Annotated in this window: 21 protein-coding genes, 1 tRNA gene and 1 pseudogene; 11 read left to right on the forward strand and 12 right to left on the reverse strand. The window is 62.5% G+C overall.

What is annotated here, in order from left to right; translation table 11 throughout:
* Window positions 1-45: 45 nt before the first annotated feature.
* The 4 genes from der (at window position 46) to ACWNC0_RS17860 (ending at window position 3,198) form a co-directional block, all read left to right on the forward strand.
* Entirely contained in the window at window positions 46-1,425 is a 1,380-nt protein-coding gene (gene der, locus ACWNC0_RS17845) for a ribosome biogenesis GTPase Der (RefSeq protein ID WP_449473531.1), read from the forward strand.
* A complete protein-coding gene (locus tag ACWNC0_RS17850; protein ID WP_449473533.1) occupies window positions 1,412-1,627 on the forward strand; it encodes a sulfurtransferase TusA family protein in 216 nt (71 codons plus the stop codon). The genes der and ACWNC0_RS17850 overlap by 14 nt, the downstream gene beginning before the upstream one ends.
* Before the next feature lie 84 nt (window positions 1,628-1,711).
* Window positions 1,712-2,152, forward strand: a complete 441-nt coding sequence (locus ACWNC0_RS17855) for an Hpt domain-containing protein (RefSeq protein WP_449473535.1) — start codon at window positions 1,712-1,714, stop codon at window positions 2,150-2,152.
* Between the two features lie 56 nt (window positions 2,153-2,208).
* Window positions 2,209-3,198: an LLM class flavin-dependent oxidoreductase gene (locus ACWNC0_RS17860; RefSeq protein ID WP_449473537.1), complete on the forward strand. Its 990-nt coding sequence runs from the start codon at window positions 2,209-2,211 to the stop codon at window positions 3,196-3,198.
* On the opposite strand, the gene ACWNC0_RS17865 is transcribed toward ACWNC0_RS17860, so the two are convergent.
* A complete protein-coding gene (locus ACWNC0_RS17865; RefSeq protein WP_449473538.1) occupies window positions 3,191-4,288 on the reverse strand; it encodes an acyltransferase family protein in 1,098 nt (365 codons plus the stop codon). The genes ACWNC0_RS17860 and ACWNC0_RS17865 overlap by 8 nt on opposite strands.
* Before the next feature lie 222 nt (window positions 4,289-4,510).
* Here ACWNC0_RS17865 and ACWNC0_RS17870 point away from each other — a divergent pair, with 222 nt between their 5' ends.
* Window positions 4,511-6,163, forward strand: a complete 1,653-nt coding sequence (locus tag ACWNC0_RS17870; protein WP_449473539.1) for an ATP-binding protein — start codon at window positions 4,511-4,513, stop codon at window positions 6,161-6,163.
* Window positions 6,164-6,166: 3 nt separating this feature from the next.
* On the opposite strand, the gene ACWNC0_RS17875 is transcribed toward ACWNC0_RS17870, so the two are convergent.
* From ACWNC0_RS17875 to ACWNC0_RS17895, 5 genes are all read right to left on the reverse strand, one after another.
* Window positions 6,167-7,618, reverse strand: coding sequence for an MATE family efflux transporter (locus ACWNC0_RS17875; protein WP_449473540.1), 1,452 nt, complete (start codon window positions 7,616-7,618; stop codon window positions 6,167-6,169).
* A gap of 35 nt (window positions 7,619-7,653) precedes the next feature.
* Entirely contained in the window at window positions 7,654-10,476 is a 2,823-nt protein-coding gene (locus ACWNC0_RS17880) for a valine--tRNA ligase (RefSeq protein WP_449473542.1), read from the reverse strand.
* A gap of 108 nt (window positions 10,477-10,584) precedes the next feature.
* Window positions 10,585-11,061 (reverse strand): DUF2497 domain-containing protein, encoded by a 477-nt coding sequence (locus ACWNC0_RS17885; protein WP_449473544.1) that lies wholly within the window; start codon window positions 11,059-11,061, stop codon window positions 10,585-10,587.
* Window positions 11,062-11,079: 18 nt separating this feature from the next.
* Window positions 11,080-12,540, reverse strand: a complete 1,461-nt coding sequence (locus ACWNC0_RS17890; protein ID WP_449473546.1) for a TolC family outer membrane protein — start codon at window positions 12,538-12,540, stop codon at window positions 11,080-11,082.
* Window positions 12,541-12,555: 15 nt separating this feature from the next.
* The gene (locus ACWNC0_RS17895) at window positions 12,556-13,188 is read right to left on the reverse strand and encodes a protein-L-isoaspartate O-methyltransferase family protein (RefSeq protein WP_449473548.1); all 633 of its coding nucleotides are present in this window, start codon (window positions 13,186-13,188) and stop codon (window positions 12,556-12,558) included.
* Between the two features lie 190 nt (window positions 13,189-13,378).
* Here ACWNC0_RS17895 and ACWNC0_RS17900 point away from each other — a divergent pair.
* Window positions 13,379-13,452, forward strand: a tRNA-Cys gene (locus ACWNC0_RS17900).
* Window positions 13,453-13,539: 87 nt separating this feature from the next.
* Here the strand turns inward: ACWNC0_RS17900 and ACWNC0_RS17905 are convergent.
* Window positions 13,540-14,295: pseudogene (locus ACWNC0_RS17905) on the reverse strand (sulfite exporter TauE/SafE family protein); the annotation flags it as partial.
* A 128-nt stretch (window positions 14,296-14,423) separates the two neighbouring features.
* On the opposite strand from ACWNC0_RS17905, the gene ACWNC0_RS17910 reads away from it, so the two are divergent.
* Window positions 14,424-15,098 carry a glutathione S-transferase family protein gene (locus ACWNC0_RS17910; protein ID WP_449473549.1) on the forward strand — a complete coding sequence of 225 codons (675 nt, stop codon included), beginning with the start codon at window positions 14,424-14,426 and terminating at the stop codon, window positions 15,096-15,098.
* Between the two features lie 272 nt (window positions 15,099-15,370).
* On the opposite strand, the gene ndk is transcribed toward ACWNC0_RS17910, so the two are convergent.
* From ndk to ACWNC0_RS17925, 3 genes are all read right to left on the reverse strand, one after another.
* Window positions 15,371-15,793, reverse strand: coding sequence for a nucleoside-diphosphate kinase (ndk, locus tag ACWNC0_RS17915; protein ID WP_009820765.1), 423 nt, complete (start codon window positions 15,791-15,793; stop codon window positions 15,371-15,373).
* An 89-nt stretch (window positions 15,794-15,882) separates the two neighbouring features.
* Window positions 15,883-16,320 (reverse strand): DNA polymerase III subunit chi, encoded by a 438-nt coding sequence (locus ACWNC0_RS17920; protein WP_449473551.1) that lies wholly within the window; start codon window positions 16,318-16,320, stop codon window positions 15,883-15,885.
* Window positions 16,320-17,765 carry a leucyl aminopeptidase gene (locus ACWNC0_RS17925; RefSeq protein ID WP_449473553.1) on the reverse strand — a complete coding sequence of 482 codons (1,446 nt, stop codon included), beginning with the start codon at window positions 17,763-17,765 and terminating at the stop codon, window positions 16,320-16,322. Before ACWNC0_RS17925 ends, ACWNC0_RS17920 begins: the two co-directional genes overlap by 1 nt.
* 255 nt (window positions 17,766-18,020) lie before the next feature.
* Here ACWNC0_RS17925 and ACWNC0_RS17930 point away from each other — a divergent pair, with 255 nt between their 5' ends.
* The 4 genes from ACWNC0_RS17930 (at window position 18,021) to rsmA (ending at window position 23,564) form a co-directional block, all read left to right on the forward strand.
* Window positions 18,021-20,225: an LPS-assembly protein LptD gene (locus ACWNC0_RS17930; protein ID WP_449474656.1), complete on the forward strand. Its 2,205-nt coding sequence runs from the start codon at window positions 18,021-18,023 to the stop codon at window positions 20,223-20,225.
* Between the two features lie 100 nt (window positions 20,226-20,325).
* Window positions 20,326-21,711, forward strand: coding sequence for a peptidylprolyl isomerase (locus tag ACWNC0_RS17935; protein WP_449473555.1), 1,386 nt, complete (start codon window positions 20,326-20,328; stop codon window positions 21,709-21,711).
* The gene (gene pdxA / locus ACWNC0_RS17940) at window positions 21,689-22,726 is read left to right on the forward strand and encodes a 4-hydroxythreonine-4-phosphate dehydrogenase PdxA (RefSeq protein ID WP_449474657.1); all 1,038 of its coding nucleotides are present in this window, start codon (window positions 21,689-21,691) and stop codon (window positions 22,724-22,726) included. Before ACWNC0_RS17935 ends, pdxA begins: the two co-directional genes overlap by 23 nt.
* Window positions 22,716-23,564 (forward strand): 16S rRNA (adenine(1518)-N(6)/adenine(1519)-N(6))-dimethyltransferase RsmA, encoded by an 849-nt coding sequence (gene rsmA / locus ACWNC0_RS17945; RefSeq protein ID WP_449473556.1) that lies wholly within the window; start codon window positions 22,716-22,718, stop codon window positions 23,562-23,564. The genes pdxA and rsmA overlap by 11 nt, the downstream gene beginning before the upstream one ends.
* 15 nt (window positions 23,565-23,579) lie before the next feature.
* Here rsmA and ACWNC0_RS17950 read toward each other — a convergent pair whose 3' ends face one another.
* Window positions 23,580-24,380 carry a COG4705 family protein gene (locus ACWNC0_RS17950; RefSeq protein ID WP_449473558.1) on the reverse strand — a complete coding sequence of 267 codons (801 nt, stop codon included), beginning with the start codon at window positions 24,378-24,380 and terminating at the stop codon, window positions 23,580-23,582.
* 338 nt (window positions 24,381-24,718) lie between these two features.
* Window positions 24,719-25,237 carry a tetratricopeptide repeat protein gene (locus tag ACWNC0_RS17955; protein WP_449473560.1) on the reverse strand — a complete coding sequence of 173 codons (519 nt, stop codon included), beginning with the start codon at window positions 25,235-25,237 and terminating at the stop codon, window positions 24,719-24,721.
* Window positions 25,238-25,292 lie beyond the last annotated feature (55 nt).

Below are 25,292 nucleotides of genomic sequence, written 5' to 3' on the forward strand. Positions count from 1 at the left end.
CCCGCCTGCGCAGGAGCACCGTCATTTTAAAGGAAACGGGCTATCATGCTGCCCACAGTTGCCATTGTAGGGCGGCCCAATGTGGGCAAGTCCACCCTCTTCAACCGGCTCGTCGGCAAGAAGCTGGCGCTGGTCGATGACCAGCCCGGCGTCACGCGCGATCGGCGGGAAGGGCAAGCGAACCTGCTCGGCGTCGATTTCACCATCATCGACACCGCCGGTTATGAGGACGAGGATCCTCAGACCCTCCCCGGCCGGATGCGCATGCAGACGCAGGCGGCGGTCGAAAATGCCGATGTCGCCCTGTTCGTCGTCGATGCACGCGCTGGCATCACCCCGTTGGACGAGGAAATCGCCCGCTGGCTACGCGAAGGCGACGCGCCCGTCGTGCTGATGGCCAACAAGGCCGAGGGCAAGGCCGGTGACGACGGCGTGATGGAGGCATTCAGCCTAGGCATGGGCGACCCCATCCCCTTTTCCGCCGAACATGGTCAAGGACTTGCCGACCTGTTCCAGGCGCTCCTCCCCTATATCGACCGGGAGGATGAGGAAGAAGAGGAAGCCGAACCGAGCGAGGCCGATCTGGAGGCCGCTCCGCTCAAGCTCGCCATCGTCGGCCGTCCCAATGCGGGCAAATCGACCCTCATCAACCGGCTGCTCGGCGAAAACCGTCTGCTCACCGGCCCCGAAGCAGGCATCACCCGTGATAGCATCGCGGTGGACTGGACTTGGACAGACCCCCGCAATGAGGAGGCTGAACCCCGCCCCGTCCGCCTGATCGACACCGCTGGCATGCGCAAGCGTGCGAAGGTGCAGGACAAGCTCGAAAAGCTCGCCGTTTCGGACGGTCTGAACGCTGTGAACTTTGCCGAGGTCGTGGTGCTTCTGCTCGATTCCACGCGCGGGCTAGAGGCGCAGGACCTGCGCATCGCCGACAAGGTGCTGGAGGAAGGCCGCGCCCTCGTCGTCGCGCTCAACAAATGGGACACGGTCGAGCATGGCTCGGCCTTGTATCAGGGCATCAAGCAGGCGCTGTCCGACGGCCTGGCGCAGATACGCGGCGTGCCGATCATGACCGTGTCAGGCGCGACCGGAAAGGGTCTGGACGACCTCATCCGCGTCGCCTTCGAAACGCGCACCGCCTGGTCGCAGCGTGTCTCGACAGGCATTCTCAACCGCTGGTTCGAACGCGCACTGGAGGCCAACCCGCCCCCCGCCCCCGGCGGCAAGCGGATCAAGCTCCGCTACATCACCCAGAACAAGACCCGCCCGCCTACCTTCGTGCTGTTCGGCACGCGTCTGGACGAACTGCCGGAAAGCTACCGACGCTATCTCGTCAACGGCATCCGCAAGGAACTGGGCTTCGGCGCCGTGCCCGTGCGCCTTACGTTGCGCAGCGCGCGCAATCCCTATGCCACCAAATGATACCGCCTATGTGAATGCCAGGGGAATGAAATGCCCCTGGCCCGCATTGCGCGCCGCCCGCGCGATGCGGTCGGCCAATGCGGTAACGGTCGAAGCGGACGACCCCAACGCCGCCCGCGAATTGGAGGCGCTTACCCGGCAGCATGGCTGGAATTTCTCCGCCGCTGCTGGCGATCGCTTTGAATTGTCGCGTAAATCCTGACGCCAACCTTGTTCTGACGCCTCCGCTTAACCTGCTGTTTACGCGCGGCTTCTATGCTGAAGTCGAAACAGGGAGTGTGACAGGGTGTCGTATCAAGAGGCAGAACTGGTCAATCAGGCCGATCTGGCAAAGTCCCGGTCGGAACTGGGCAGCGCATTTCTCCGGATTCTCAGCTATTTTCGCGAGGATGGCGACAAGGCCATTGGCGCGATCGAGCAGGCGATCCGCGAACGCAATGCCATCGCGCTCGTCACGCCCGCTCACACATTGAAGGGCGAATCGGCTCAATTTGGCGCCCATCGCTTGAGCAGCATGGCCGAACGCATTGAAATGGTCGCGCGCCGCTGCGTCGAAACACGCGAGGGTCCTGACGAATTGATCGAGGTTGTCGTCAGTTTGCGGCCCTGCTTTACCGAGACAATGTCCCTCCTCGATCACGACTCCAATCCGTTGGTCGCACGTCGCCCCGCCACATTTGGCCGCCGATCCGAACCACCGTCGCAGGGGTTCGGCCGCGTAGGCTGATCTTAGCTAACATCTAGGTATTGAAATAAAACGGATCATCGCCCCATATCCGGGCAATGATCCGTTTTTCCGTTCTGGACCTCGTCCCCGTCATTGAAGGAAGCACCGTTGGCGAAGCCCTCGTCAACGCCGCGGCCTTCGCCGTTCATGCTGAACAACTCGGCTTCCATCGCTATTGGGTTGCCGAACATCACGGCATGCCGGGCATCGCATCGGCCGCAACTTCGGTAGTGCTGGCGCATATCGGACAGGCGACATCGACCATCCGCATAGGTTCGGGCGGCATCATGCTCCCCAACCATGCCCCCCTGCTGATAGCCGAACAGTTCGGTACGCTCGCAGCGCTTTTCCCCGGTCGAGTAGACCTTGGGCTAGGCCGCGCGCCCGGATCGGACCAGCGGGTGGCTCAGGCCATGCGCCGCACGCTTTCCGGTGGGCCGGATGAATTTCCGCGCGACTTGCTGGAATTGCAGGCCTATTTCGCGGGTGACGGAAGGCTCGGCTTTCAGGCGACGCCCGGCGCGGGTGAAGATGTTCCACTCTGGATCCTCGGGTCCAGCCTCTACGGCGCCCAACTCGCCGCCGCTCTGGGTCTGCCCTATGCCTTCGCCTCCCATTTCGCTCCTGGCGCGCTTGAGGATGCGATCGCGGTTTACCGTCGCGACTTCAAACCATCGGCCCAGCTTGATCGCCCCTATGTGATGGCAGGCTATAATATATTCGCGGCGGACAGCATGGAAGAAGCGCGACTGCTCGCCACCTCCATGCAACAGGCCTTCGTTCGTCTCCGCACTGGGCAGCCGGGGAAATTGCAGCCACCCGTGCCCGGCTATTTCGAAAGCCTGCCACCCGGCGCGCAGGCGATGCTTTCGGATGTCCTGAGCGCCACGTCGATCGGCACGCAGGATAAAGTCCAAGAGGATCTTGCCGCTTTCGTAGAGCGGACGGGTGTCGATGAATTGATCATCGGCGGGCAAATCCATGATTTCAGTGCCCGCAAGCGTAGCCTGGAAATCGCCATGGCCGCCGCCAAAGCAATTAGCTGACCGCCGAGGCTCCCTGCAAGCGTCCTCCACTCAGCACCTTGGCCAGACCCGGCCAGGCACGGCTGAGAAGCGATCCCAACAGCAGGACCGCGATCAGGACAAGCACCGGCTGGATCAGCAGATAAGCGGGATAGAAGGGCGAACCGAGCTTCCCGAACAACACGCCCAGCAACGGCCCGCCCAGCCAGATCAGGATCAGATGCGAACAGAATAGCAGAAAGGCGAAAGGCTCGATCCTCAACAGCATTCCCCGCACGGGACTTCCCGCCAGCCCCCAGGACAGCCGCCAGAAACAGGTGGCCGCAGCAACACGCACGGCAAGGTCGAGCAAGCCGACGCCTATGGCCGATCCCTGCGCCGCTTGCAGGGAAAAATGAAGCTGCACGGCCATGAGCAACAGGAAGGGCATGGCCGCTGCGGCCCAACCCAGCCCCGCAACCCGCTCCGCCAGCCCGGTTCGCCGGGCCATCATGCCCAGCACGAAGAAGAACAGGATCGCCGGGCGCATCAGCACCGGCGGCCCCCAACCCGCAAGTTGGGCGACCGCTGCGACAGCAGCAACGCCAATCAGCACGCGATTGGGCAGGCGAAGCAGCAGCGGAGCAACGACCATGCACAGGAACAAGTCGCGCAGGAACGGCATCTGCACGTTGATGTCCGGGTTCCGGGTCACGACGAACAGTTCCTGAAACAGCCAGTCAAACGACACCGGCACGGGCGCTGACAACCCAAGGGACCACGCCGCGCCGGATACCAGCAAGATGCCAAGGCCATTCCACAGGATCATTGGCAACAGGATCGTCCGCGCCTTTTGCAGCACATGACGGAACCAGCTCTGCGCGCGGGACGATCCCGCCACCAGCCACCCCGAAATGACGCCCAGTAACGGCACTGCGCTGCGCCCGAATATTTCCATGAGCAGCCAGCGCAGATTTTCCTGCGGTGTGCCGCGGGCGATTTCCAGGTCATGACCGTTCAACCCGGTCCAGGCGTGCACATAGACCACACCCAATATGCAGATCACCCGAGCTATGGAAATCGCATCGGATCGGCGCGCCGCATCGGCCGTCATCAACTGGGTCAAATGCATATCCTGATCTTACGGCAGTCAGCGGCCGATACGCATGGCGAACGATTCGCGCCAGAGCAGGTGCCCGAACGCGCGGCGGAATGTGGCGATAGCGGGGTTAACAGGGTCGCGCGATCGCAGGCGCAAAACGTCGGCGATAAGCCATTTCTTTACCTATGTACGGCTACACAGGCAGGCCGACTTCCGGCAGCGCGCGCCGGAAATCAGATTCAAGGGGGGTGTATGAGCCACATGCCGGGTGCTGCCGAATTCACGCACGGCCAAACAAAGCCTGCCGCAGCCAACGCCATGGGCGCGGTTTTTCAGATAGCCGGTTCCAGTTCCAAGGTGCTGATCGACGCCGCCTCCATCGCGACGCTGGCCCATGACAGCGACCCCTGCACGGCAATGGCGGGGCAAGTCGGCAGCCAAGTGAAAATGCGTGTGGGCAGTGCATGGCTTATCGCCAGCGTGCGCTCCATGACGATGGATCGGCAGGACAGCGGCCTGATCATCGCTGACGTCGATTTTTTGGGCGAAGGTGACGAGGAACGGCTTACCGGTCGCATTCATCACTTCCGTCGCGGCGTCACCCGCTATCCTGCACCGGGCACAGAAATTTTCCCTGTATCCAGCGCCGACATGCAGCAGATCTACGCCGCCGATGACCGGCCCCATGTGCAGATCGGCACCGTCTACCCCACGACGGACACGCGTGCCGCGCTCTATGTCGACTCGATGCTGGGCAAACATTTCGCCCTGCTGGGTTCGACCGGTACGGGCAAATCCACCAGCGCCGCTCTCATTCTTCACCGCATTTGCGACCTGTCGCCCGAAGGCCATATCGTGATGGTCGATCCGCATGGCGAATATGGGGCGGCCTTTGCCCAGAATGGCGCGGTCTTCGACGTAGGCAACCTCGCTCTGCCCTACTGGCTGATGAATTTCGAGGAGCATTGCGAGGTATTCGTCACCTCCGAAGGCTCCGATCGCACGGTCGACTGCGACATTCTGGCAAAATGCCTGCTCGCCGCGCGACAGAAGAACCGGCTGGCGGAAAGCATCGGCAGGCTGACCGTCGATTCGCCGATCCCCTATTTGCTGTCGGACCTCACCAACATCCTGCAAAATGAGATGGGGAAACTCGACAAGGGCACGGGCGCCCTCCCTTATATGCGGCTCAAGACCAAGATCGACGAGATCAAGGCGGACCCGCGTTACAGCTTCATGTTCTCAGGCATGCTCGTCGCGGACACGATGCAGGAATTTCTGGCAAAGATCTTCCGCCTGCCATCGGGCGGGAAGCCGATTTCGATCATCGACGTGTCGGCCATGCCGTCGGACATCACCTCCGTGGTGGTATCGGTACTGTCCCGTCTGGTCTTCGATTATGCCATTTGGGCGCGGGACGAGGCTCAGCGGCCGATCCTGCTCGTCTGCGAAGAGGCGCACCGCTATATTCCGAGCACAACCACCGGCACCGGCCAGGCCGTCCGCCGCATCCTGGAGCGTATAGCCAAGGAGGGCCGCAAATATGGCGTATCGCTTGGCCTCATCACGCAGCGACCGTCGGACCTTGCCGAAGGCGTGCTGTCGCAATGCGGCACCATCATTTCCATGCGCCTCAACAATGATCGCGACCAGGCATTCGTGAAGGCCGCCATGCCCGAAGGCGCGCGCGGTTTCCTCGACTCCATTCCCGCGCTCCGCAATCGAGAGGCGATCATCTGCGGTGAGGGTGTCGCGGTGCCCATCCGCGTCGCGCTGGACAATCTGGAGGAGCACCGGCGGCCCGCATCGGGCGATCCGAGCTTCACGGATCTTTGGCGTCAGTCCGGTGGAGAGGCAGACATTCTCGACCGCACCATCACCCGCTGGCGCAGCCAGGGACGATAAGCGTCAGCCCGCAGGTGCGAACCGCCCTGCGGGTTCGCTCTCCGCGCTGATGCTTTCCCGGCACTCTTCCTCATGCACGGGGACGAGCAGCGTCGCCTTGCGCCAGCCGCCCTGCAGATAGGCGAGACCTGCAATCAGAAGGGCTGATCCCGAACTCACAGGGAAGCTCAACCACAAGGCATTGGCGCCCAGATACGGATAGCTGAAGTGATAAAAGCCAAGGCGAACGCCGAACAACGTGACGGTAAGGATCAATAGCGGCCTCACCACGACGCCATTCGCCCGCATCACCCCGAACAGGATCATCGTCGCGCCGAACAGCATATAGCTCCAGGTCGCAAGCAACTGCATTTTCCAGGCGGCATCGATCGCGGCCCTGTTGTCGCCAAGGAAGAGCGAGAGCAACGGCGCGTGAAACAACAGGATCACGCCAATCATCGCGCCCGTAATCAGCAGCAGATAGCCCAATCCATAAGCGGTAATCCGGCCAATCCTGTCCCACCGGCCCGCACCGATATTTTGCGCCGCCATGGCGCTGACAGCCGCACCCATGGCCATCGCAGGCATCTGCAAATAGGTCCAGATCTGCTGCGCCGCGCCATAAGCCGCCGTAACGATAAGCCCTTCGCGGTTAACCAGACCGATGATCATCAGGCCAACCGCCGACATGACGATCATCTGAAGCCCCATCGGCAACCCTTTGCCCAGCAGGATACGCAATTGGTCCGGCGCCGGGATCAGATAGCGCAGCTCCTGCCCTCGCAAACGCAGCGGCAGGTCCTTGGCATAGACATAGAAGATCAGGCCAAGCAGGCTGGCGATGCCGGCGGCCGCCGTGGCCGCCGCTGATCCGCCGATGCCCATCGCCGGAATCGGCCCCAGCCCAAGGATGAATACCGGGTTCAGCACCAGATCGATCCCGACGCTGACGAACATGAAAATCAACGGAGTGCGCGCGTCCCCAGCTCCCCGCAATCCCATCATCATCATGACGCTGATCAACGTTGCGGGCATCGCAATGAAAATCACGCGCAGATAGATCAGCGCCATGTCAAATGCTTCGGCAGGCGTTCCCAGCAGGTGCAACATTGCGGGCGATGCAGCCCATCCGGCCGCAGCGACAACGGTGCCCAATATGGTGCAAAAGCCCGTCGCTGACCCGAAGGACCGGCGGGCGGCATCCATATCGCCCCGACCCGCCGCCTGGGCGATCACCACGGTCGATGCCATGCCGAATCCGAACACGATGGAAAACATCAGGAACATGGTGATGTTCGCGTTGGCCGTGGCGGCAAGAGCCTGCGCGCCCAGAAAGCGGCCGACCCAGATCGCGTTGATCGATCCATTCAATGACTGAAGCACGTTGGACGCCAGCGTCGGCACGGCAAAGACCAGCAAGGACGACGCGATAGGCCCGTTTACCAGGTCCCTTGTTTCACGCTTCCCTGCCGCCATTCTTGCCCTCCCCTAAGCGCTTCATCATTAACCGATCAGGCCAGACGATCCAGCGCTGCCGCCAACCTTTCCGCCTCCGCGGTTTTCTCGGCATGATCTTCACGCGCCTTGGCCACCGCCTCGGGCTTGGCCTTTTCCACGAAACTCGGATTGGAAAGACGCCCGGAAAGCGAATCCCGTTCCTTTTCCGCAGCGGCGAGAGCCTTTGCCAGCCTCGCCTTTTCCGCAGCGATGTCGATCACGCCCTCCAGCGGGAGGATGAAGGTCGCCTCATCGACAACGATCTGCGCCGCGCCACCAGCTACGCTATCGCCAAAGGACAGGCTCTCCACCCGTCCCAAGCGCGCCAGGGCCGCCCCCTGCCGATCGATGCGGCGTCGCGTTTCTTCCGACGCTTCGCTGACAACGACCTTCAGCTTGGCGCCCGGCGGCACGTTGAGTTCCGTTCGCGCCGTGCGCATCGCGCTGATCAAGCGGATCAGCCAGTCAATTTCTGCCTGCGCCTCGCTATCGACGGCATAGAGCGCCTGCGGCCAGCGAGCGACGATCAGTTCCGTCTCACGGGTGCCAGTCAGGTTCCACAGCTCTTCGGTGATGAAGGGCATGAAGGGGTGGAGCATGACGAGGATCTGGTCGAACGCCCAGCCCGCGACAGCCTTTGTCTCCTCATCCATCGAACCCTTGGTGAGTTCGATGTACCAATCGCAAAACTGGTCCCAGACGAAATGATAGATGGCATTCGCTGCTGCGTCGAAGCGCAGCTCGGTCATGGCGGTGTCGATCGCCTGCACGGTCGCGACCGTCTCGGCAATGATCCAGCGGTTGACCGGCGCTGCGGCGGCAGGCGCCTCATGGCTGGTCGATGCGGTGACACCGTTGGATTGCAGGAAGCGCGCCGCGTTCCAAAGCTTGGTCGCGAAGTTGCGATACCCCTCAACCCGCTTCTCATCCATCTTCACGTCGCGGCCCTGGCTTTCCATGGCGGACATGAAGAAACGCAGCGCATCCGCGCCGAACTTGTCGATCAGGCCCAGCGGATCGACGACATTGCCCTTGGACTTGGACATTTTCTGCCCGTCCGCCGCACGCACCAACCCATGGAGGTAGAGCTTGCGCCACGGCACATCGCCCATGAACTCCATCCCCTGCATCGCCATGCGCGCATCCCAAAAGAACAGGATATCGAAGCCGGAAATCAGAAGGTCGTTGGGATAATGGCGCTGGAGCAACGAGCCGGGACGAGGGATCAAGCCCCTCCCCTTCAGGGGAGGGGTTGGGGTGGGGGATTGCCCCAAGCGCTGCGTATGATCGAGAGCCCCCACCCCCGGCCCCTCCCCTGAAGCGGAGGGGTGCGTGAGGTTGTCCGGCCAACCCAGCGTGCCGAAAGGCCACAGCGCCGAGGAAAACCATGTGTCGAGCACATCAGGATCGCGAACCAGCTTTTTGTTGCCAGCAAGCGCCTGCGCTTCCTCCTCGCTGTCCGCGACATAGGGATTGCCATCCTCATCATACCAGGCGGGAATCTGATGCCCCCACCAAAGCTGGCGCGACACGCACCAGGGCTGGATATTCTCCATCCAGTTGAAGAAGGTCTTTTCCCAAGTCTTGGGCACGATCTCGATCCGCCCATCACGCACGGCCTGCATCGGCGCGACCGCCAGCTTCTCGGCATCGACATACCATTGGTCGGTCAGCCAGGGTTCGATCACCACGCCCGAACGATCGCCAAAAGGCGTCTGGATGGTGCGCGGCTCGAAATCGGCTTCGACCTCCTCGCCCTCCTTGTTCTTAGTGACATGCGGCACCAGCATCCCCAGCGCCGTCATCTCCGCAACGACCAGTTCGCGGGCGCCATCGACGCCATCGCGACGGAAGCGATGCAGCCCCAAGAAGCGCTCCGGTATCAATCCATCCGCCGTCTGCACGACATTGGCATCGGCATCGAACATGTTGAGCATCTCGGCCGCGCGGAAGCCCGCCCGCTTGCCCACTTCGAAATCGTTGAAGTCATGCCCCGGCGTGATCTTGACCGCGCCCGACCCCAGTTCCGGGTCAGCATGCTCGTCACCCACCACCTTGAAGCGCCGCCCCGTGATCGGCTGGAGAATATCCTTGCCGATCACGTCCTTGTAGCGTGGATCGTCAGGATGCACCGCCACCGCCATGTCGGCCAGCATCGTCTCCGGCCGGGTTGTCGCAACAACGATATGATCAGCACCATTGGCCAGCTTCACGCCGTCCGCCAGCGGATAACGGAAATGCCAGAAGCCGCCCCTCACTTCCTGCGTCTCGACCTCAAGGTCAGAAATCGCGGAGCGGAAGCGCGGGTCCCAGTTCACCAGCCGCTTGTCGCGATAGAGCAGACCGCGCTTGTGCAGTTCCACGAACACCTTGATGACGGCCTTCGAAAAGCCCTCATCCATGGTGAAGCGCTCATTGGCCCAGTCCATCGAGCAGCCCAGACGACGCAGCTGGCGCGTAATCGCGCCGCCGCTTTCGGCCTTCCACTCCCAGACCTTCTCGATGAACTGCTCGCGCGTGTAGTTGGTGCGCTTGTCCTGCCGCGCCTCCATCTGCCGCTCGACCACCATCTGGGTGGCGATGCCCGCATGGTCGGTGCCCACGACCCACAGCGCGTCCTTGCCCCGCAGCCGCTCGTACCGGATCACGATGTCCTGAAGCGTGTTGTCGAGCGCATGGCCGATATGCAGGCTGCCGGTCACATTCGGCGGCGGATTGACGATGGTGAAGGGTTCGGCGTCGGGGCGTTCCGGGCGGAACAAGCCCTTCTCTTCCCAATGGGCGTACCAGCGGGATTCGATTTCGGCGGGGTCGAAGGTCTTGGGCAGTTCGGTCATGGGAAGGCGCCTTAAAGCCCCTTCCCTGACCATTCCAGCGCTTTTACCGCCTTGCGGGCGTCAACCGAGCCAATGCGCCATAAGTTGGAACGCGGAGAGCCTGCCAGATCAGCGGCCAGTGATGCGGGCGATTTCCTTTGCCACCATGTCTTCCACCAGCGCGGGAAGGCGGGCATCCAGCCATTCCTTCAACATCGGCTTCAACATGGACCGCACCAGACCGTCCAGCGTGTTATCCTCGCCATCCTTGGGCGTTACCAGCATGGACGAAAGCGCCGAAAGCGAATGCCGCGCGGCCACTTCGCTTTCAACCGAGAGGATTAAGCTTTCCTCAACCGGCGCTTCGACCTGCGTTGCACGGCCAGTCTTGTGGGCAGGCATCGGCTCCTCCGCTCCAACCTCGTCAGTCAGTTCCAGCACTTCCTCGACCGCAGGGTCGGCGGGTTCGGCAGCCTGCTTGGGTGCGACATCGGATTTGCCCCGGCGCGACACCGCTTGCGCAGCCTCCTCGCCTTCCTCAGCAATGATGCGCTTGATGGACGAAAGAATGTCCTCCATCGAGGGTTCCTTGCTCATGTCGCCCATGAATAACCCCTGTTAACCTTAAGGTTGTTGCGCCAAACCAGCAGGCACATTGGCATTTTGTGCAGGCGTGTCAACGGTTCTGGTCGCTTCCGGCTTGGGCGCGGGACCGAAATCCCAATCGAACCACTTGCCCTTGACCCGATCATAATTAACCATGGGATCATAGAGCGTGCCTGCTTCCAGGCTGAGGTCGTCCGCTTCCGCATGGCCCATCGCGGCCAGCAGACTGAAGCCCGCGACATAGGCGTTACGGCGAGCAGACACCAACTGCACCTTGGCGTTGAGCGCTTCCTGTTCCGCATTCAATATGTCCAGGATGGTGCGGCTACCGACAGAATTTTCCGCGCGCACCCCTTCAAGCGACAGATTGGCCGCCTCGACCGCCTTCTGGTTGGATTCGATGCTTTGCAGCGATGCCTGCCAGCTCGCATAGGCTGATCGCGTTTGAGCGATGACGCCACGCTCAACCTCAATCTCCTGCTCCATCGCCCGCGATTCGAGCGCCTGGTTCTGGCGCACCTGCGCGCCGGGCCGGCCGCCCTGATAAAGCGGAAGGCGCAACGTCGCTCCCGCAACCACCTGCTTGTTCAGCTGCGACGGATCGGTCGGGTCATCAAGTGATCCCAGATAATGGGTATAACTGCCCTGCGCGAAACCGGACAGCGTCGGGAGGACGCCTGCCTTCGCCACCCGCACGTCATAACGAGCAGCTTCACGCGCTTTTTTCGCGGCGACAAGGTCAGGATTGTCGGCAAGCGCCACCTGCACCGCCGTTTCCGGGGTGGCGGGAAGGCCGGGGAGCGGCGGCGGCGGCTGCAAGTCATCCGGCGTAGCACCAACCAGGGCGATGTAATTTTCGCGGCTGGCGATCAGGTTCGCCTGCGCCGTCTGCAGGTTGGATCGGGCCAGCGCGAGCCGCGATTCGGACTGGGCGACGTCTGTACGCGTCAGGTCGCCCACTTCGAATCGGTCGTTCGTTGCCTGCAAATTGACGCCGAGCGCGCTGACATTCGCCAGATTGAGCGACACGACCGCGCTGTCGCGGATCACGTCCATATAGGCGGCGACAACCTGGGAGAAGATCGATGCCTCGGTCCCGCGCAGATTGGCCTGCCCCGCCTGCACGCGCACCTGGGCCGCCTTCACCCCGTTACGCACTGCGCCGCCCTGATAAATTGGGACGTTCACCGTAGCGGTGCCGACGAGCGAACGATCAGGCGCGAGGAAGGACCGCGCGGGCTTTACCAGCAACTCCTGATATTCGGTGGTGGTGCCAATATTGGGCCGCCCATCCGCCTTGCGGATCGGCACAGTCTCATCCGTCGCCCGTTGCTGCGCCCGGGTGCCGGTGAGCGTGGGGTTGGAACGATAAGCCTTTGCCAACGCGCCCTGCAGGGTTTCGGCCTGCGCGATCCCAGCGTTGAGGAGCAGCAGAGCCATGGCGGCCGAGTGCCGAAGAAACACCTGCTTTGCCGTCATGACCCCCCCAGCCGGTTAAAAGACGAAACGCTCCGGCGCCGCAAAACCGGGCAGGATGACCATCTCAAGGTCGGTCAGGCTGACAAGACCCAGAATACCGGAAACCACCCGCCCGCTGCACAGGCGTGTAACGCCGCGCTCGACAAGACCGGTCACCACACGCGCACCATCGGCAAGCTGCCCGACAAGCGTCGCGGGCACTTCCTGCACCGCCCCATCAATGAAAAGTATGTCATAAGGCGCGCCCTGCGGATAGCCCGCTTCCAACGGGCCGCGCATGACCGCGGCGCCATTGCCTGACAATTGCGGACCATCCTCGGTCTCGACTGCCGTCACCTGGGCGCCAAGAGCGGCCAGAAGCGCCGCGCTATATCCCGTGGCCGCGCCGATGAGCAGAACGCGATCGCCCTCTTCCACCTGCGCTTCCTTGAGCAGCCGTCCGGTGGCCAGCGGCGGATTGAGCGCACGGCCGGAGGAAAGCGGAATCGAACGATCGACATAGGCCATCGCGCGCCGTTCAGCAGGTACGAAATCTTCCCGCGGCACGCGCGCCATCACGGCGATCACCCGTGGGTCATCGACATCGCTGGTGCGAAGCTGGCTTTCGACCATGGCGGCCCGCATCGATGAAAAATTCTGCTCGGTCACGATACTACCTCGATTGGCATAACTGTATTGGCATGACAATACAGCGCTGACATTACCGGAACGTCTAGATCACGCGACAAGCAACGCCAAGCGGCTTTCCACGCCCGTGAGCGATAATCTTGGGATCGGTCAACATGGCCGCGCTTCGACTTTGCATCAAAAGCCGCACATTTGCGGCCACCCACGCCGAGGCCCGATGGCGGAGTGGTTACGCAGAGGACTGCAAATCCTTGCACGCCGGTTCGATTCCGGCTCGGGCCTCCAAAGCTGCCTCATCCCGCGATAAGGCGCCAGCCCACCAGAAGCCAGGATGATCGCCAGCAACGGCTGAAGCACGCGATCCGATGCGCGCGTCGCCAGCAGCGATCCGATGATGATGCCCGGGATTGATCCGATCAGCAGGTTGGCGAGCAGCATGCCGTTCACATTGCCGATCCACAAATGGCCAAGCCCGGCGATCAGGGTAAGCGGCACGGCGTGGACAATATCAGTCGCCACCAACCGTTGCAGCCGCATGCGGAGGGGATAGAGCGCAAGGAGCAAGGTCGCGCCGATCGCCCCCGCACCCACGGACGTCAATGTTACCATCGCCCCCAGCAGCGCACCAGCGACAACCGTCAGCGGAGGCTGCCAACGCGTAAAGCGATCGGCGGTGCCGACACGACGAGCCAAGGCCCAGCGATGGAAATGTCCACGCAGCAGGGTTGCAATCGCCGTGACGATCAGGACGCCCCCCAGTGCGCTCGTGACGATGCCGCCCTTGATCTGCTGCATATGCGTCTGGGAAAGGATCAACAGCGTGATCAGCGCGGCGGGAAGGCTCCCCAAACACAGGCGCTTCACCACCTGATAATCCGGGCCGCCATCTGGCCCGCCGTGACGGTGATGGATCGCACCGCCCACTGACTTGGTGATGGCCGCAAACCATAGGTCGGTGCCGACCGCCGTCGCCGGTGCCACGCCGAACAGCAGGATGAGGATTGGCGCCATCAGCGACCCGCCGCCAACACCCGTCATTCCGACCATGATTCCGACGAACAGGCCCGCTATTCCATGCAGCCAGTCCATAATTCCCCCCACTCGGCGTTCAGTTCGCCGTCGGGCCATACGACGGCGCCCATGATGCAGCCAAGCCCCGCACGAAGGATTTTCTACCAGAATAATATAGAAAGTGATTCGAATGCGCCATCCGGTTGCTCTCGACACCCCTTCCTTCGCCCGTCTAAAGAAGGGCGATGATGAAGCTATTCATAGGCAACAAGGCATATTCCAGCTGGTCTCTGCGCGGCTGGCTCGCCTGCAAGCTCAGCGGGTTGCCGTTCGAGGAAGTCGTGGTCCCGCTTTATGATGAAGCCTGGGAAAGGCGGCGCGAAGGCGATGAATTCGCCCCTTCTTCAGGTAAGGTGCCCATATTGTGGGACGGCGACGACACCGTTGTCTGGGACAGCCTGGCGATCATTGAATATCTGAACGAGAAGGCTGGCGGCGACAAATTCTGGCCCACCGACACGGCGGCGCGGGCGATGGCCCGGTCAATGGCGGCGGAAATGCATTCCAGCTTCGCGGCGCTGCGGCGCGAGCACAGCATGAACATTCGCCAGATTTACGACGCCGTGCCGCCCTCTGAGGCTGTTGCGCAGGACATCGCCCGTATCATGCAGCTTTGGGCACAGGCCCGGGCTCGTTATGGCGGCGTGGGCGACTTCCTGTTCGGCGAATTTGGTGCAGCGGATGTGATGTTCGCCCCGGTCGTGACGCGCTTCATAACCTATCAGCTGCCCGTCGCACGTTTTGCCGAAGCCTATATGCAGGCGGTCGTCAATCATCCCTGGATGCAGGAATGGATCGGCGGCGCACAGGCTGAGGAATGGGTGATCGATCGATTCGAAGCACCGCCCGTTTCGAATTAAGGTTGTGAGGGGCTGAGCGGCGGAGGCGGGACGCATTTCGCTAAAATCTCCCTCTCCCCTTCAGGGGAGAGGGCCGGGGAGAGGGGAGCAACCGAAGATCAGCATGTCCCCTCTCCCGCCGTCGCTACGCTCGGCACGTCGGCCAGAGTCACGTGCCTCTGGCCGACCCCTGAAGGGGAGAGGGCGAAGATCTCCAGGCCGCAAGGAACTGCTAACAAAAAAGGGCCGGCGGACTTGCGTCCCCGGCCCCTTTTTCATCCTGATCGATTAGATCAGCCGACGATTTCTTCGGGCTTGAAGAAATAGGCGATCTCGATCGCGGCATTTTCTTCGCTGTCCGAACCATGGACAGAGTTGGCTTCGATCGACTCGGCATAATCCTTGCGGATGGTGCCTTCGTCGGCGTTGGCCGGGTTGGTGGCGCCCATGATGTCGCGGTTGCGCTTCACGGCGTCTTCGCCTTCCAGAACCTGGACGACGACCGGGCCGGAAATCATGAAGGCCACCAGATCAGCGAAGAAAGGGCGTTCCTTGTGAACGGCATAGAAGCCTTCGGCCTGCTCGCGGCTCATGCGGATGCGCTTGGACGCGACAACGCGCAGGCCTGCTTCTTCCAGCTTCTTGGTCACAGCGCCGGTCAGGTTGCGGCGCGTGGCGTCAGGCTTGATGATCGAAAAGGTGCGGGTCACGGCCATAAGGCTCAAAAGCTCCGGATTGTTGGAATTGGCGCGCCCTTTAGACCGCGCCGCTTCGCACCGCAAGGGGGCGTGGCCGCCCCGCTTGCTCACGGACCCTGCACCCATTTCCCCTGCTCCTGCCGCCAGAAGCGGGGCGTCACCCCCTCCCGCTTCGACAGGGCACGCCAGCTTTCGCGCGCGCCATCGACGGTCAGCGTGTCGAAAAAGTAGAAAGCGCGCTCGAAATCGAGCGCCTCTTCACGCCATAGGCCATCGGCAATCGCGACGTGCCGGGCACCGTTCGCAGGGCTGCAATCCTCCGCCAAAAGTACCGGCTGCATCGCCTCGCCGCCCTCCCCCGCCCGGCCATGGGCAAGGAAGCTTTCCGGCGGCCCGTTCCACAGCCCAGCCGAAATGCGTTCCAGCTGTTCCTCGTCCTGCGCGACCACCAGCAACCGTTCACCCAGGCCGAGTATGCGCGCCGCAATGGCGGGCAGCACCCGGTCCACAGGATCACGGCTAAGCTGGTAGAAATCGACCTGCATCAGCGCTCAAACTTGTCCGCCACCAGACGATCGATCAGGCGCACACCATAGCCGGTCGCGCCCTTATCCCAGGTTGCGCCGGGCTTGTCGGCCCACACCATGCCCGCAATGTCGAGATGAGCCCATTTGACCCCATCATCAACGAATCGCTTGATAAACTGCGCTGCGGTGATCGATCCGGCATAGCGCGCGCCCATATTCTTCATGTCCGCGATCGGGCTGTCGATCAGCTTGTTATAGGCGTCGCCGAGCGGAAAGCGCCAAAGCTGGTCCCCCGCCGCCTTGCCAGCAGCGAGCAAATCTTCGGCAAGCCCTTCGTCATTGGCAAACAGTCCGGCATATTGATCGCCCAACGCCACGATCATCGCGCCGGTCAGGGTGGCCAGATCAATGATGACCTCAGGAGAATAGGTTTTTTGCGCCCAGGTGATGACGTCGCACAGCACCAGCCGCCCTTCGGCATCGGTGTTGATCACCTCGATCGTTTGGCCCGACATGGAGGTCACGATGTCACCGGGACGCTGCGCGTTGCCGTCCGGCATGTTTTCCACAAGGCCGCAAACGCCGATGACGCGCGCTTTCGCCTTGCGCCCCGCGAGCGCCTTCATCGCGCCCGCGACCGCGCCTGCGCCGCCCATGTCCCACTTCATGTCTTCCATGCCCGCGCCGGGCTTCAACGAAATGCCGCCGGTATCAAAGGTGACACCCTTGCCGACAAAGACGATGGGCTTGTCGCCCGCGCCGCCCGTGCCATCCCACTCCATCGCCAACAGGCGGGGTTCGCGTACCGACCCCTGCGCAACGCCGAGCAGCGCGCCCATGCCCAGTTCCGCCATCGCCGCCTTGTCGAGAACGGTGACCTTGACGCCCAGTTGCTCCAAATGACGGCAACGTTCGACGAAGCTTTCCGGATACAGGATGTTCGCGGGTTCAGAGACCAGCTCGCGCGTGAAGGTTACGCCATCGGCCACCGCCGACAGCCGCTGCCAATGCGCGTCCGCGTCATTCGCCACGACCGACAGCTTCATCAATGTCGGCTTTGCTTTTTCCGGCTGTCGGGTGCGATAGGTATCGATCCGCCATGCGCGCAAGGATGCGCCAAAGGCAAAATGGGCCGCCTTATCGCCAGCCGCGCCGCCGAAAAACTCCACTGCGGCATGGCTCGCCCCGCTCGTAAGCAAGCGTGCAGTCAGCGCCGCGCCCGCCCGTTCATAATCGGCCTCGCTCCCGCTGCCCGTGCCGACGAGAACGATGCGCAGCACCTTACCACCCTCTTCGACGAAGCTTTCAAAGCTTGCCCCCGCCTCGCCCGTGAAGCGTGCCGCCGCAGCACCCGCCGCCAAAGTAGGCGCCGCCGCGATCGGCAAGGCATCGAAACCGCCCTTGGGAACGGCAAAGACCAGCGTGTCGGCGTCGGGACGCACCGGGGTGAATGCGATTTCCATCAAGGGTCCTTCTTCTGCTTTTCTGATCGTGTGGCGCTAGGAACGCTCCATGCCAGATAATGTCGCTTGCTCCATCTGGCAAAGCCGTTCGACCGATTTCCCGCAAAAGAAGCGTGACGAAAGATTGCGGCGCGCGCAAAGCAATGCGATAGGCGGGCAACGAAGCGCCCCTGAAGAGGCACGATCCCCTTGCAGAATTTTTCCCGTTCCTCGCGTCTGAAACATATGCTGGCCGCAAACGCGGCGCTCGCCTGCATGGGCGGGATGCCGCATGCCTTCGCGCAGGAACTGCAATCACCGCCGACGCCAGTCAGCGCGCCCGACGCTCCCGTGCCCGCGACCGACGAGCAAATCGGCTTTTCGGCCGACGCCCTGGAATATGACAATAATACGGAGATTGTGACAGCCACCGGCAATGTCCAGCTGCTCCGGCAGGGCAACCGTCTGCGCGCGGACAAGGTGGTGTGGAACCGGACGACCGGCGAGGTGGAAGCGCGCGGCAATGTCTCGGCGACTGATCCTGAAGGCAATATCGCTTATGGCGACCGCTTCCAGGTGACCGACACGCTGAAGGACGGCACGGTCGAAAACATGCTGCTGGTGCTCCAGTCGGGCGGCCGATTGGCGGCGGTGCAGGGCGTTCGGGTGAACGGCGTCTATACGCTGCACAAGGCTGCCTACACCGGCTGCAGCGTAGTGGACAGCGACGGCTGCCCCAAGGAACCCACCTGGCAGATCAAGGCGGTCAAGGTCGTCTACGACCCCGTCGCCGCCCGCGTGCGATACCGCAATGCCAGCGTGGAAATATTCGGCCTGCCGCTCATTCCGCTGCCCGGCTTTTCGCACCCGGTGGGCGACACGGGGGGCACGGGCCTTCTGGTGCCGAACCTCCGCTACGACCGGAATAACGGCCTCGAAGTCGCCCTGCCTTATTATATCAAGCTGGCGCCCAACCGCGACCTGACGATCACGCCGCATGTCTATTCCAAGACGCTGCCGATGCTGGAGACGAATTTCCGCCATCGCTGGGACCGTGGCGCCTATCAGATCACCGGATATGTGACCCATGCGCGGCGGATCGACGCCAGCAGTTCCCTGCCCAGCTCCACCGGCCCAGCAGGATCGGAAAAGGATTTTCGCGGCTACCTTGACGCCAGCGGCGCCATGCAGCTGACACCGGAATGGAGCGTCAACGGATCACTCCGCGTTGCGAGCGACCGCACCTTCCTTCGCCGCTACGACATCAGCCGCGACGACCGGCTGCGTTCGACCCTGGGCGCTCAGCGCATCGGCGAGAACAGCTATTTCTCCATCGCTGGCTGGGCCGTCCAGACGCTGCGCCTTGGCGATCCGCAGGGGCAAACGCCGATCGCGCTGCCCGTGATCGACTATCGCCTGCGCCTGATCGACCCGCTTCTCGGCGGCCGGATCCAGTTTCAAGCGAACAGCCTCGCGATCACCCGCACCCACGGCCAGGATACGCAGCGCGCCTTCGCTGCCTTTGAATGGAACCTGCGCAAGCTGACGGGCATGGGTCAGGAGGTGAATTTCACCACCTATCTTCGCGGCGACGTGTACCACAGCAGTGACAATCTGCAGAACAACATCGCCCGTTATGCCGGCGATCCCGGCTGGCAGGCGCGCGGCATCGCCGCAGCCGCAATCGATGTCCGCTGGCCCTTCATGGGTGAGGCGTTCGGCGGTGTACAGCGGATCGCGCCACGCGTGCAGATCGTGGCAGCGCCCCGGCTGGCAAATCTGTCGCTACCCAATGAAGACGCCCGCGCCATCGATCTGGAGGACAGCAACCTCTTCGCGCTCAATCGCTTCGCAGGCTATGACCGGTTCGAAGATTCGACCCGCATCACCTACGGTCTGGAATATAGCCTCTCCCTGCCCGGCTTTTCGCTGGAAAGCGTGGTCGGCCAGAGCTACCGCCTTAACAGTCGCGAAAGCATCCTGCCCGACGGCACCGGCCTTTCCGATCGCATGTCCGACATTGTCGGCCGCACGACCGTCCGTTTCCGCGATTTCGTCAGCCTCATCCACCGTTTCCGCCTGGACAAGGACGGGCTGGCGGTGCGCCGCAACGAAATCGACGCGACGATCGGCAGCCGCAAAACCTATGCCATGGTCGGCTATCTCCGGCTCAACCGGAACGCCGCGCCGGGGCTTGAGGATTTGCAGGACCGCGAGGAGCTGCGTTTCGGCGGCCGCGTGCAATTCGCCCGTTTCTGGTCCGTCTTTGGGTCCACCGTCGTCGATCTGACCGACCGGAAAGAAGATCCGCTCAGCGTCTCTGACGGCTACGAACCCGTCCGTCATCGGCTCGGCATCGCCTACCAGGATGACTGCCTGACGCTGGGCCTGACGTGGCGTCGCGATTATCTGGCCGCTGGTGACGCGCGAAAGGGCAATAGCTTCCAACTACGGCTGGCTTTTCGGAATATCGGCATATAAGGATCAGCCTTCCCGTTCAGGACCGGTTCTGGCCGCTCAGGACCGGTTAAGGCGGACCGGCGCATCACGCGCTGGACCGTAATGGAGAGTTTTGTCGACGATGCAGCCTGTCGTTTCCCCGCCTTCCCGCCTTGGACAATCGCTTCGGACCAGCGCGCGCGCCTTGCTCCTGTCCTCTATCCTGTTGGGATCGATCGGCAGCCCTGTCGCCGCCCAGACCGTCAATGACGATGAAGGGGTTGCCGCGCAGCAGTTGAACCTTCCCAAGGACGTGACCGTCTTTGGCAAAAGCGATCCTAATGTCCGCAAGGCTACGGCCATCGTCAACGGCCGCATCATCACCGGCACGGACGTTGACCAGCGCCTGGCGCTCATCCTCGCGGCAAATGGCGGCAAGGTGTCGCCAGAGGAACGGGAGCGGCTGCGCGTGCAGGTGCTGCGCAACCTCATCGACGAGACGCTTCAGATTCAGGAAGCCGCCGCCCACGACATCAAGATCGACAAGTCGGAAATCGACCAGAGCTATGAACGTGTCGCGGCGAACTTCAAGCAGTCGCCCGCCCAGTTCGACCAATATCTGCGCGCTCAGGGCAGCGCGCCCGCCAGCATCAGGCGCCAGATCGAAGGCGAGCTGGCCTGGAGCCGCCTGCTCCGCCGCAACATCCAGCCCTTCGTCAACGTTTCCGCCGATGAAGTGAAGTCGGTCGTCGATCGCATGAACGCGGCCAAGGGCAGCGACGAATATCGCATCGGTGAGATTTACCTGTCGGCAACGCCCGAAAATGAGGCGCAGATCGTCTCGAACGCCCGCAACATCATCGAACAGATCAAGCAGGGCGGCAGCTTCGCCGCCTACGCCCGGCAGTTTTCCGAAGCATCGACTGCTGCGGTTGGCGGCGACCTCGGCTGGGTACGCCCGGCGCAGTTGCCCGATGAACTGGCCAAGGCCGCCAATGAGATGCAGGTCGGGCAGCTCGCTGGTCCCATCCCCGTTCCGGGCGGCATCTCCGTCATCTATGTCATGGACAAGCGCAAGGTGCTGACCGCAGACCCGCGCGACTCTCTGCTCAGCCTCAAGCAATTGTCGATCAGCTTCCCGCCCGGCACGACCAAGGAGCAGGCGAGTGCCAAGGCAGCCAGCTTCGCCGCGCAGATCAAGACGATCAAGGGATGCGGCCAGGCGAACGAACTGGGTGGCAAGATCGGCGCCGATGTCGTGGACAATGACAATGTGAAGGTGCGCGATCTGCCCCCGCAGTTGCAGGAAATCCTCCTCGGCCTGCAAGTTGGCGAAGCGACCCCTCCCTTTGGCTCGGTCAATGACGGCGTGCGCGTTCTCGTCGTTTGCGGCCGCGATGAAGCCAACAGCGCCGCCGCGCCGAACGCCGAACAGATCATGGCTCAGCTTGAGGAAGAACGGGTCAACAAGCGCGCCCGCATCTATCTGCGTGACCTTCGCCGCGATGCCATCATCGACTATAACTGATCCAGCCTCGGCTCGACCGGAGCTGGCGCCTTTTGCCGTCCCGCTGGGCGACCCGGCGGGGATCGGGCCGGAAATCGTAGCGAAAAGCTGGGTGATGCGCGAAGCACGCGGATTGCCCACCTTTTTCGCCGTGGGTGACGCTGCATCGTTGCGCCGGGTCTGGTCCGGCCCTGTCGCCCCCATCGCCACGCCGCAAGAGGCAGCGGCCCTGTTCGACACCGCGCTTCCCTGCCTTCAGGTTGCCGACGCCGGTGACATCGTACCGGGCTCCCCCAGCATCGACGGCGCGCGCACTGCGTTTCAGGCACTGGAAGTGGCGGTCGGCCTCGCCCGCACCGAATCGGCCGCCGGGATCGTCACCGCCCCTGTCGGCAAGGAACAGCTTTACGGCGTCGGCTTCACCCATCCTGGCCAGACTGAGTTCATCGCCGAACGTTGCGGCGTAGCCCCCCACAATGCGGTGATGATGCTCGCCGGTCCTTCATTGAAGGTGGTGCCCATCACCATCCATATCCCGCTGGCAGAGGTCGCCTCGGCCCTGACCATCGACCTGATCCGCGCCCGCGCCACGACCACGGTCAAGGGATTGCAGCGCAATTTCGGCATCCCGCGCCCGCGCATCGTCGTCGCCGGACTCAACCCCCATGCGGGTGAGGGCGGCGCGCTGGGCCGCGAAGAAATCGACATCATCAGCCCCGCGATCGAATCGCTGCGGGCGGAAGGCATGGACATTGTCGGCCCACTGTCAGCCGACGGCCTGTTCCACGCCCGCGCCCGCGAAACCTACGATGCGGTGCTGTGCATGTATCACGACCAGGCGCTGATCCCGCTCAAGACCCTGCATTTCGATGAGGGCGTCAACATCACGCTGGGCCTGCCCATCGTGCGCACCTCGCCCGACCATGGCACCGCCTTCGGCATTGCCGGAACGGACAGTGCAAACCCCGGCGCGATGATGGCCGCGCTCAAGATGGCGGCCGAAGCGGCCCGATCGCGGTTGAGCCATGGGAGCTGAGACCCGGCCGGTCCTGCCGCCGTTGCGTGAAGTCATCGCTGCGCACGGCCTGCAGGCGAGCAAGGCGCTCGGCCAGAACTTCCTGCTCGATGAACAGTTGCTCGATCGCATTGCCGCCATCCCCGGATCACTGAACGATCAACCCGCGTTCGAGGTTGGACCCGGCCCCGGCGGCCTGACCCGCGCGATCCTGCGAGCCGGAGCACGGCTGGTCGCTGTCGAACGAGATCACCGCTGCCTGCCCGCTCTTGCTGAATTGTCAGACGCCTTCCCCGGCCAGTTGCGCGTCATATCTGGCGACGCCATGCAGGTGGACGCGCATGCCGAAGCGGGCGAACATGCCCACATCATCGCCAACCTGCCCTATAATGTTGGCACCGCCCTGCTGATCGGCTGGCTGTCTACGGAATGGAACCCGCTGCCCTGGTGGTCTTCCCTGACGCTCATGTTCCAGATGGAAGTCGCCGAGCGCATCGTCGCAAAACCGGGCGGCGACCATTATGGCCGTCTCGCCGTCCTGTCCCAATGGCGCAGCGACGCCCGCATCGCCATGAAAGTTCACCGCAGCGCGTTCACCCCGCCGCCCAAGGTCATGTCCGCCGTGGTGCACATCACGCCCAAAGCAGCGCCAGAGGGCGTGCAACTAAAGCATCTCGAACGCCTCACCGCGGCCGCCTTCGGCCAACGCCGCAAGATGCTGCGCCAAAGCCTCAAAGGTCTACCAGGCGCACTCGATGCGCTGGACCAACTCGGCATAGATCCCCAACGCCGCGCCGAAACGGTCAGCGTCGAGGAATTTGTTGAAGTGGCCCGGGTGATGGGATCGCGCAGACCCTAGGTCTGCTGTGGGTGGTCAGCGGACGTTGCGGGCACGTCCACCGGCGCGTTGCGGAAACACTAAAATGAGACAAAGGATGACGGCTGCTATAGCTGCGGTAGCCAACGGACGGCTGAACTCCAGACCACCCTTTGCGATAGGTTTGTCCAAAAAGTCGCCCACAGTCGCGCCTAAGGGACGAGTTAAGATGAATGCCGCCCAAAAGAGAAGCACGCGCGAAACCGAAGTCCAGACATATAAAGCGGCAACTAAAATGAGCAGCCCACCGAAGATCATCGCTGCGCCGCTATACCCAAGCGAGCCGTCAGCAACCCAGTCGCCAAGCGCAGTTCCGAGGGTCTGTGAAAAAGTAATGGTGATCCAATAGAAAGTTTCGGCCCTGGCCGTTTCAACGCAATTGACGTCCACTGACCCCAAGGTGCGATGCCAACTGAACAGCGACGCAATCACTAACGAAAACAGAAGAAGTGATCCACCCGGATATCCGAGCCCCATGGAACGTGTCACATAGTCGGCGAGTGTCGTCCCTGCGGTGGTTGAGGCAATAATTGTAGTCCAATAGAGCCACGGGTTGAAACGCCGAGCTCTAATTTGCAGCCACACAAGCGCTACAAGTAGAAGGCCGAAAATGGCGGTGCCGATAAGATAGCCGTTTATGCCGCTGCTGCCAGCGTTCGGCGTCGTTTCGCCGAGCCAACTCATGCTGACAGCATCTCCACCCGTTTCGCCAAGTGTGGTGGCGAGCACCTTGATCACCCAAAAAATTAGAGTCGCGGCGGGGACTTTGCTGATCCCGGCACGGGGTGAATCAAGCATGCGTCATCTCACAGAACATCATTGAGTCTCGACGATCTTAGGACAACGCGTTCTGTCCGCCAATGGCCAATGGTCGCTTGCCGCTGGGCACTTACCCGTCTCTATCCGGAAGCCACCTATGGAGCGCAGCCTAACGATCAGCGCCGTCAATGGCTGGCCAGAGTGGATTTCAGTCATCCCCCTCCCGCTAGCGGGAGGGGGCTAGGGGGTGGGCCAGCGCAACGCCCGACCTTATTCTTCAACGGCACGCCAGCAGGCCCGCTTCGCTCGCGCCCAAACTTATTAACCCTTCCCACCTACGGGAGGGGAATGTCTTGCGTGACCCCTTCAAGACAGCCTCAAGGCGTCTCGGTCGTCGCAGCCTTCGGCACCACGACAGCATCCTTCGCACTCAACACAGTCGCGGGCGGCCCCTTCTGGATCGCGGCGGCAAGTTTACCGACGGCCGCGCAGTCGGACTTGCACGCGCTCTGCGCCTGGGCGAGATTTTCCTTTGCCTTGGCGATCGCGCCCTTCTCGACCATCGCCTCGCCCTGTCCGACCAGTGCATGCACATCGTTCGGGTCGAGCAGCAGCGCCTCCCGATAAAGGCGGATCGCCTTGCCTTGCAGACCCTGCGCACGGGCCACTTCGGCCAGTTCGATATAGGCGGAGCGGTTACGCGGATCGACCGCCAGCGCCGTTTCCAACGCATCGTTCGCCGCGTTGAAATTCCCCGCCCGGCGCGCAGTGACGCCCGCCTGCTGCCATTCAATCGACAAAGGCGAAATCTGGGCATCCGGGCGCTGCGTCAGACCGGCGCTCGACACGGTGGTCAGCAGGACTGCAAAGGCGATCGAAGCAGGGGTAAAACGCATGCACAACTCCAGCCATGTTTCAGGCGTTGATTCTGCCCGAGTGTCGTCATTTTGG

The sequence above is a fragment of the Sphingobium chungangianum genome (assembly GCF_977014255.1).

Bases quoted from the DNA above. Each gene is read 5' to 3' on its own strand.
- der (WP_449473531.1), top strand. From the start codon at position 46: ATGCTGCCCACAGTTGCCATTGTAGGGCGGCCCAATGTGGGCAAGTCC.
- ACWNC0_RS17860 (WP_449473537.1), top strand. From the start codon at position 2,209: ATGATCCGTTTTTCCGTTCTGGACCTCGTCCCCGTCATTGAAGGAAGC.
- ACWNC0_RS17885 (WP_449473544.1), bottom strand. From the start codon at position 11,061: ATGGGCGACATGAGCAAGGAACCCTCGATGGAGGACATTCTTTCGTCC.
- ACWNC0_RS17955 (WP_449473560.1), bottom strand. From the start codon at position 25,237: ATGCGTTTTACCCCTGCTTCGATCGCCTTTGCAGTCCTGCTGACCACC.
- ACWNC0_RS17850 (WP_449473533.1), top strand. From the start codon at position 1,412: ATGCCACCAAATGATACCGCCTATGTGAATGCCAGGGGAATGAAATGC.
- ACWNC0_RS17910 (WP_449473549.1), top strand. From the start codon at position 14,424: ATGATGAAGCTATTCATAGGCAACAAGGCATATTCCAGCTGGTCTCTG.
- ACWNC0_RS17880 (WP_449473542.1), bottom strand. From the start codon at position 10,476: ATGACCGAACTGCCCAAGACCTTCGACCCCGCCGAAATCGAATCCCGC.
- ACWNC0_RS17930 (WP_449474656.1), top strand. From the start codon at position 18,021: ATGGGCGGGATGCCGCATGCCTTCGCGCAGGAACTGCAATCACCGCCG.
- ndk (WP_009820765.1), bottom strand. From the start codon at position 15,793: ATGGCCGTGACCCGCACCTTTTCGATCATCAAGCCTGACGCCACGCGC.
- rsmA (WP_449473556.1), top strand. From the start codon at position 22,716: ATGGGAGCTGAGACCCGGCCGGTCCTGCCGCCGTTGCGTGAAGTCATC.
- ACWNC0_RS17870 (WP_449473539.1), top strand. From the start codon at position 4,511: ATGAGCCACATGCCGGGTGCTGCCGAATTCACGCACGGCCAAACAAAG.
- ACWNC0_RS17875 (WP_449473540.1), bottom strand. From the start codon at position 7,618: ATGGCGGCAGGGAAGCGTGAAACAAGGGACCTGGTAAACGGGCCTATC.
- ACWNC0_RS17865 (WP_449473538.1), bottom strand. From the start codon at position 4,288: ATGCATTTGACCCAGTTGATGACGGCCGATGCGGCGCGCCGATCCGAT.
- ACWNC0_RS17925 (WP_449473553.1), bottom strand. From the start codon at position 17,765: ATGGAAATCGCATTCACCCCGGTGCGTCCCGACGCCGACACGCTGGTC.
- pdxA (WP_449474657.1), top strand. From the start codon at position 21,689: ATGCCATCATCGACTATAACTGATCCAGCCTCGGCTCGACCGGAGCTG.
- ACWNC0_RS17920 (WP_449473551.1), bottom strand. From the start codon at position 16,320: ATGCAGGTCGATTTCTACCAGCTTAGCCGTGATCCTGTGGACCGGGTG.
- ACWNC0_RS17950 (WP_449473558.1), bottom strand. From the start codon at position 24,380: ATGCTTGATTCACCCCGTGCCGGGATCAGCAAAGTCCCCGCCGCGACT.
- ACWNC0_RS17935 (WP_449473555.1), top strand. From the start codon at position 20,326: ATGCAGCCTGTCGTTTCCCCGCCTTCCCGCCTTGGACAATCGCTTCGG.
- ACWNC0_RS17890 (WP_449473546.1), bottom strand. From the start codon at position 12,540: ATGACGGCAAAGCAGGTGTTTCTTCGGCACTCGGCCGCCATGGCTCTG.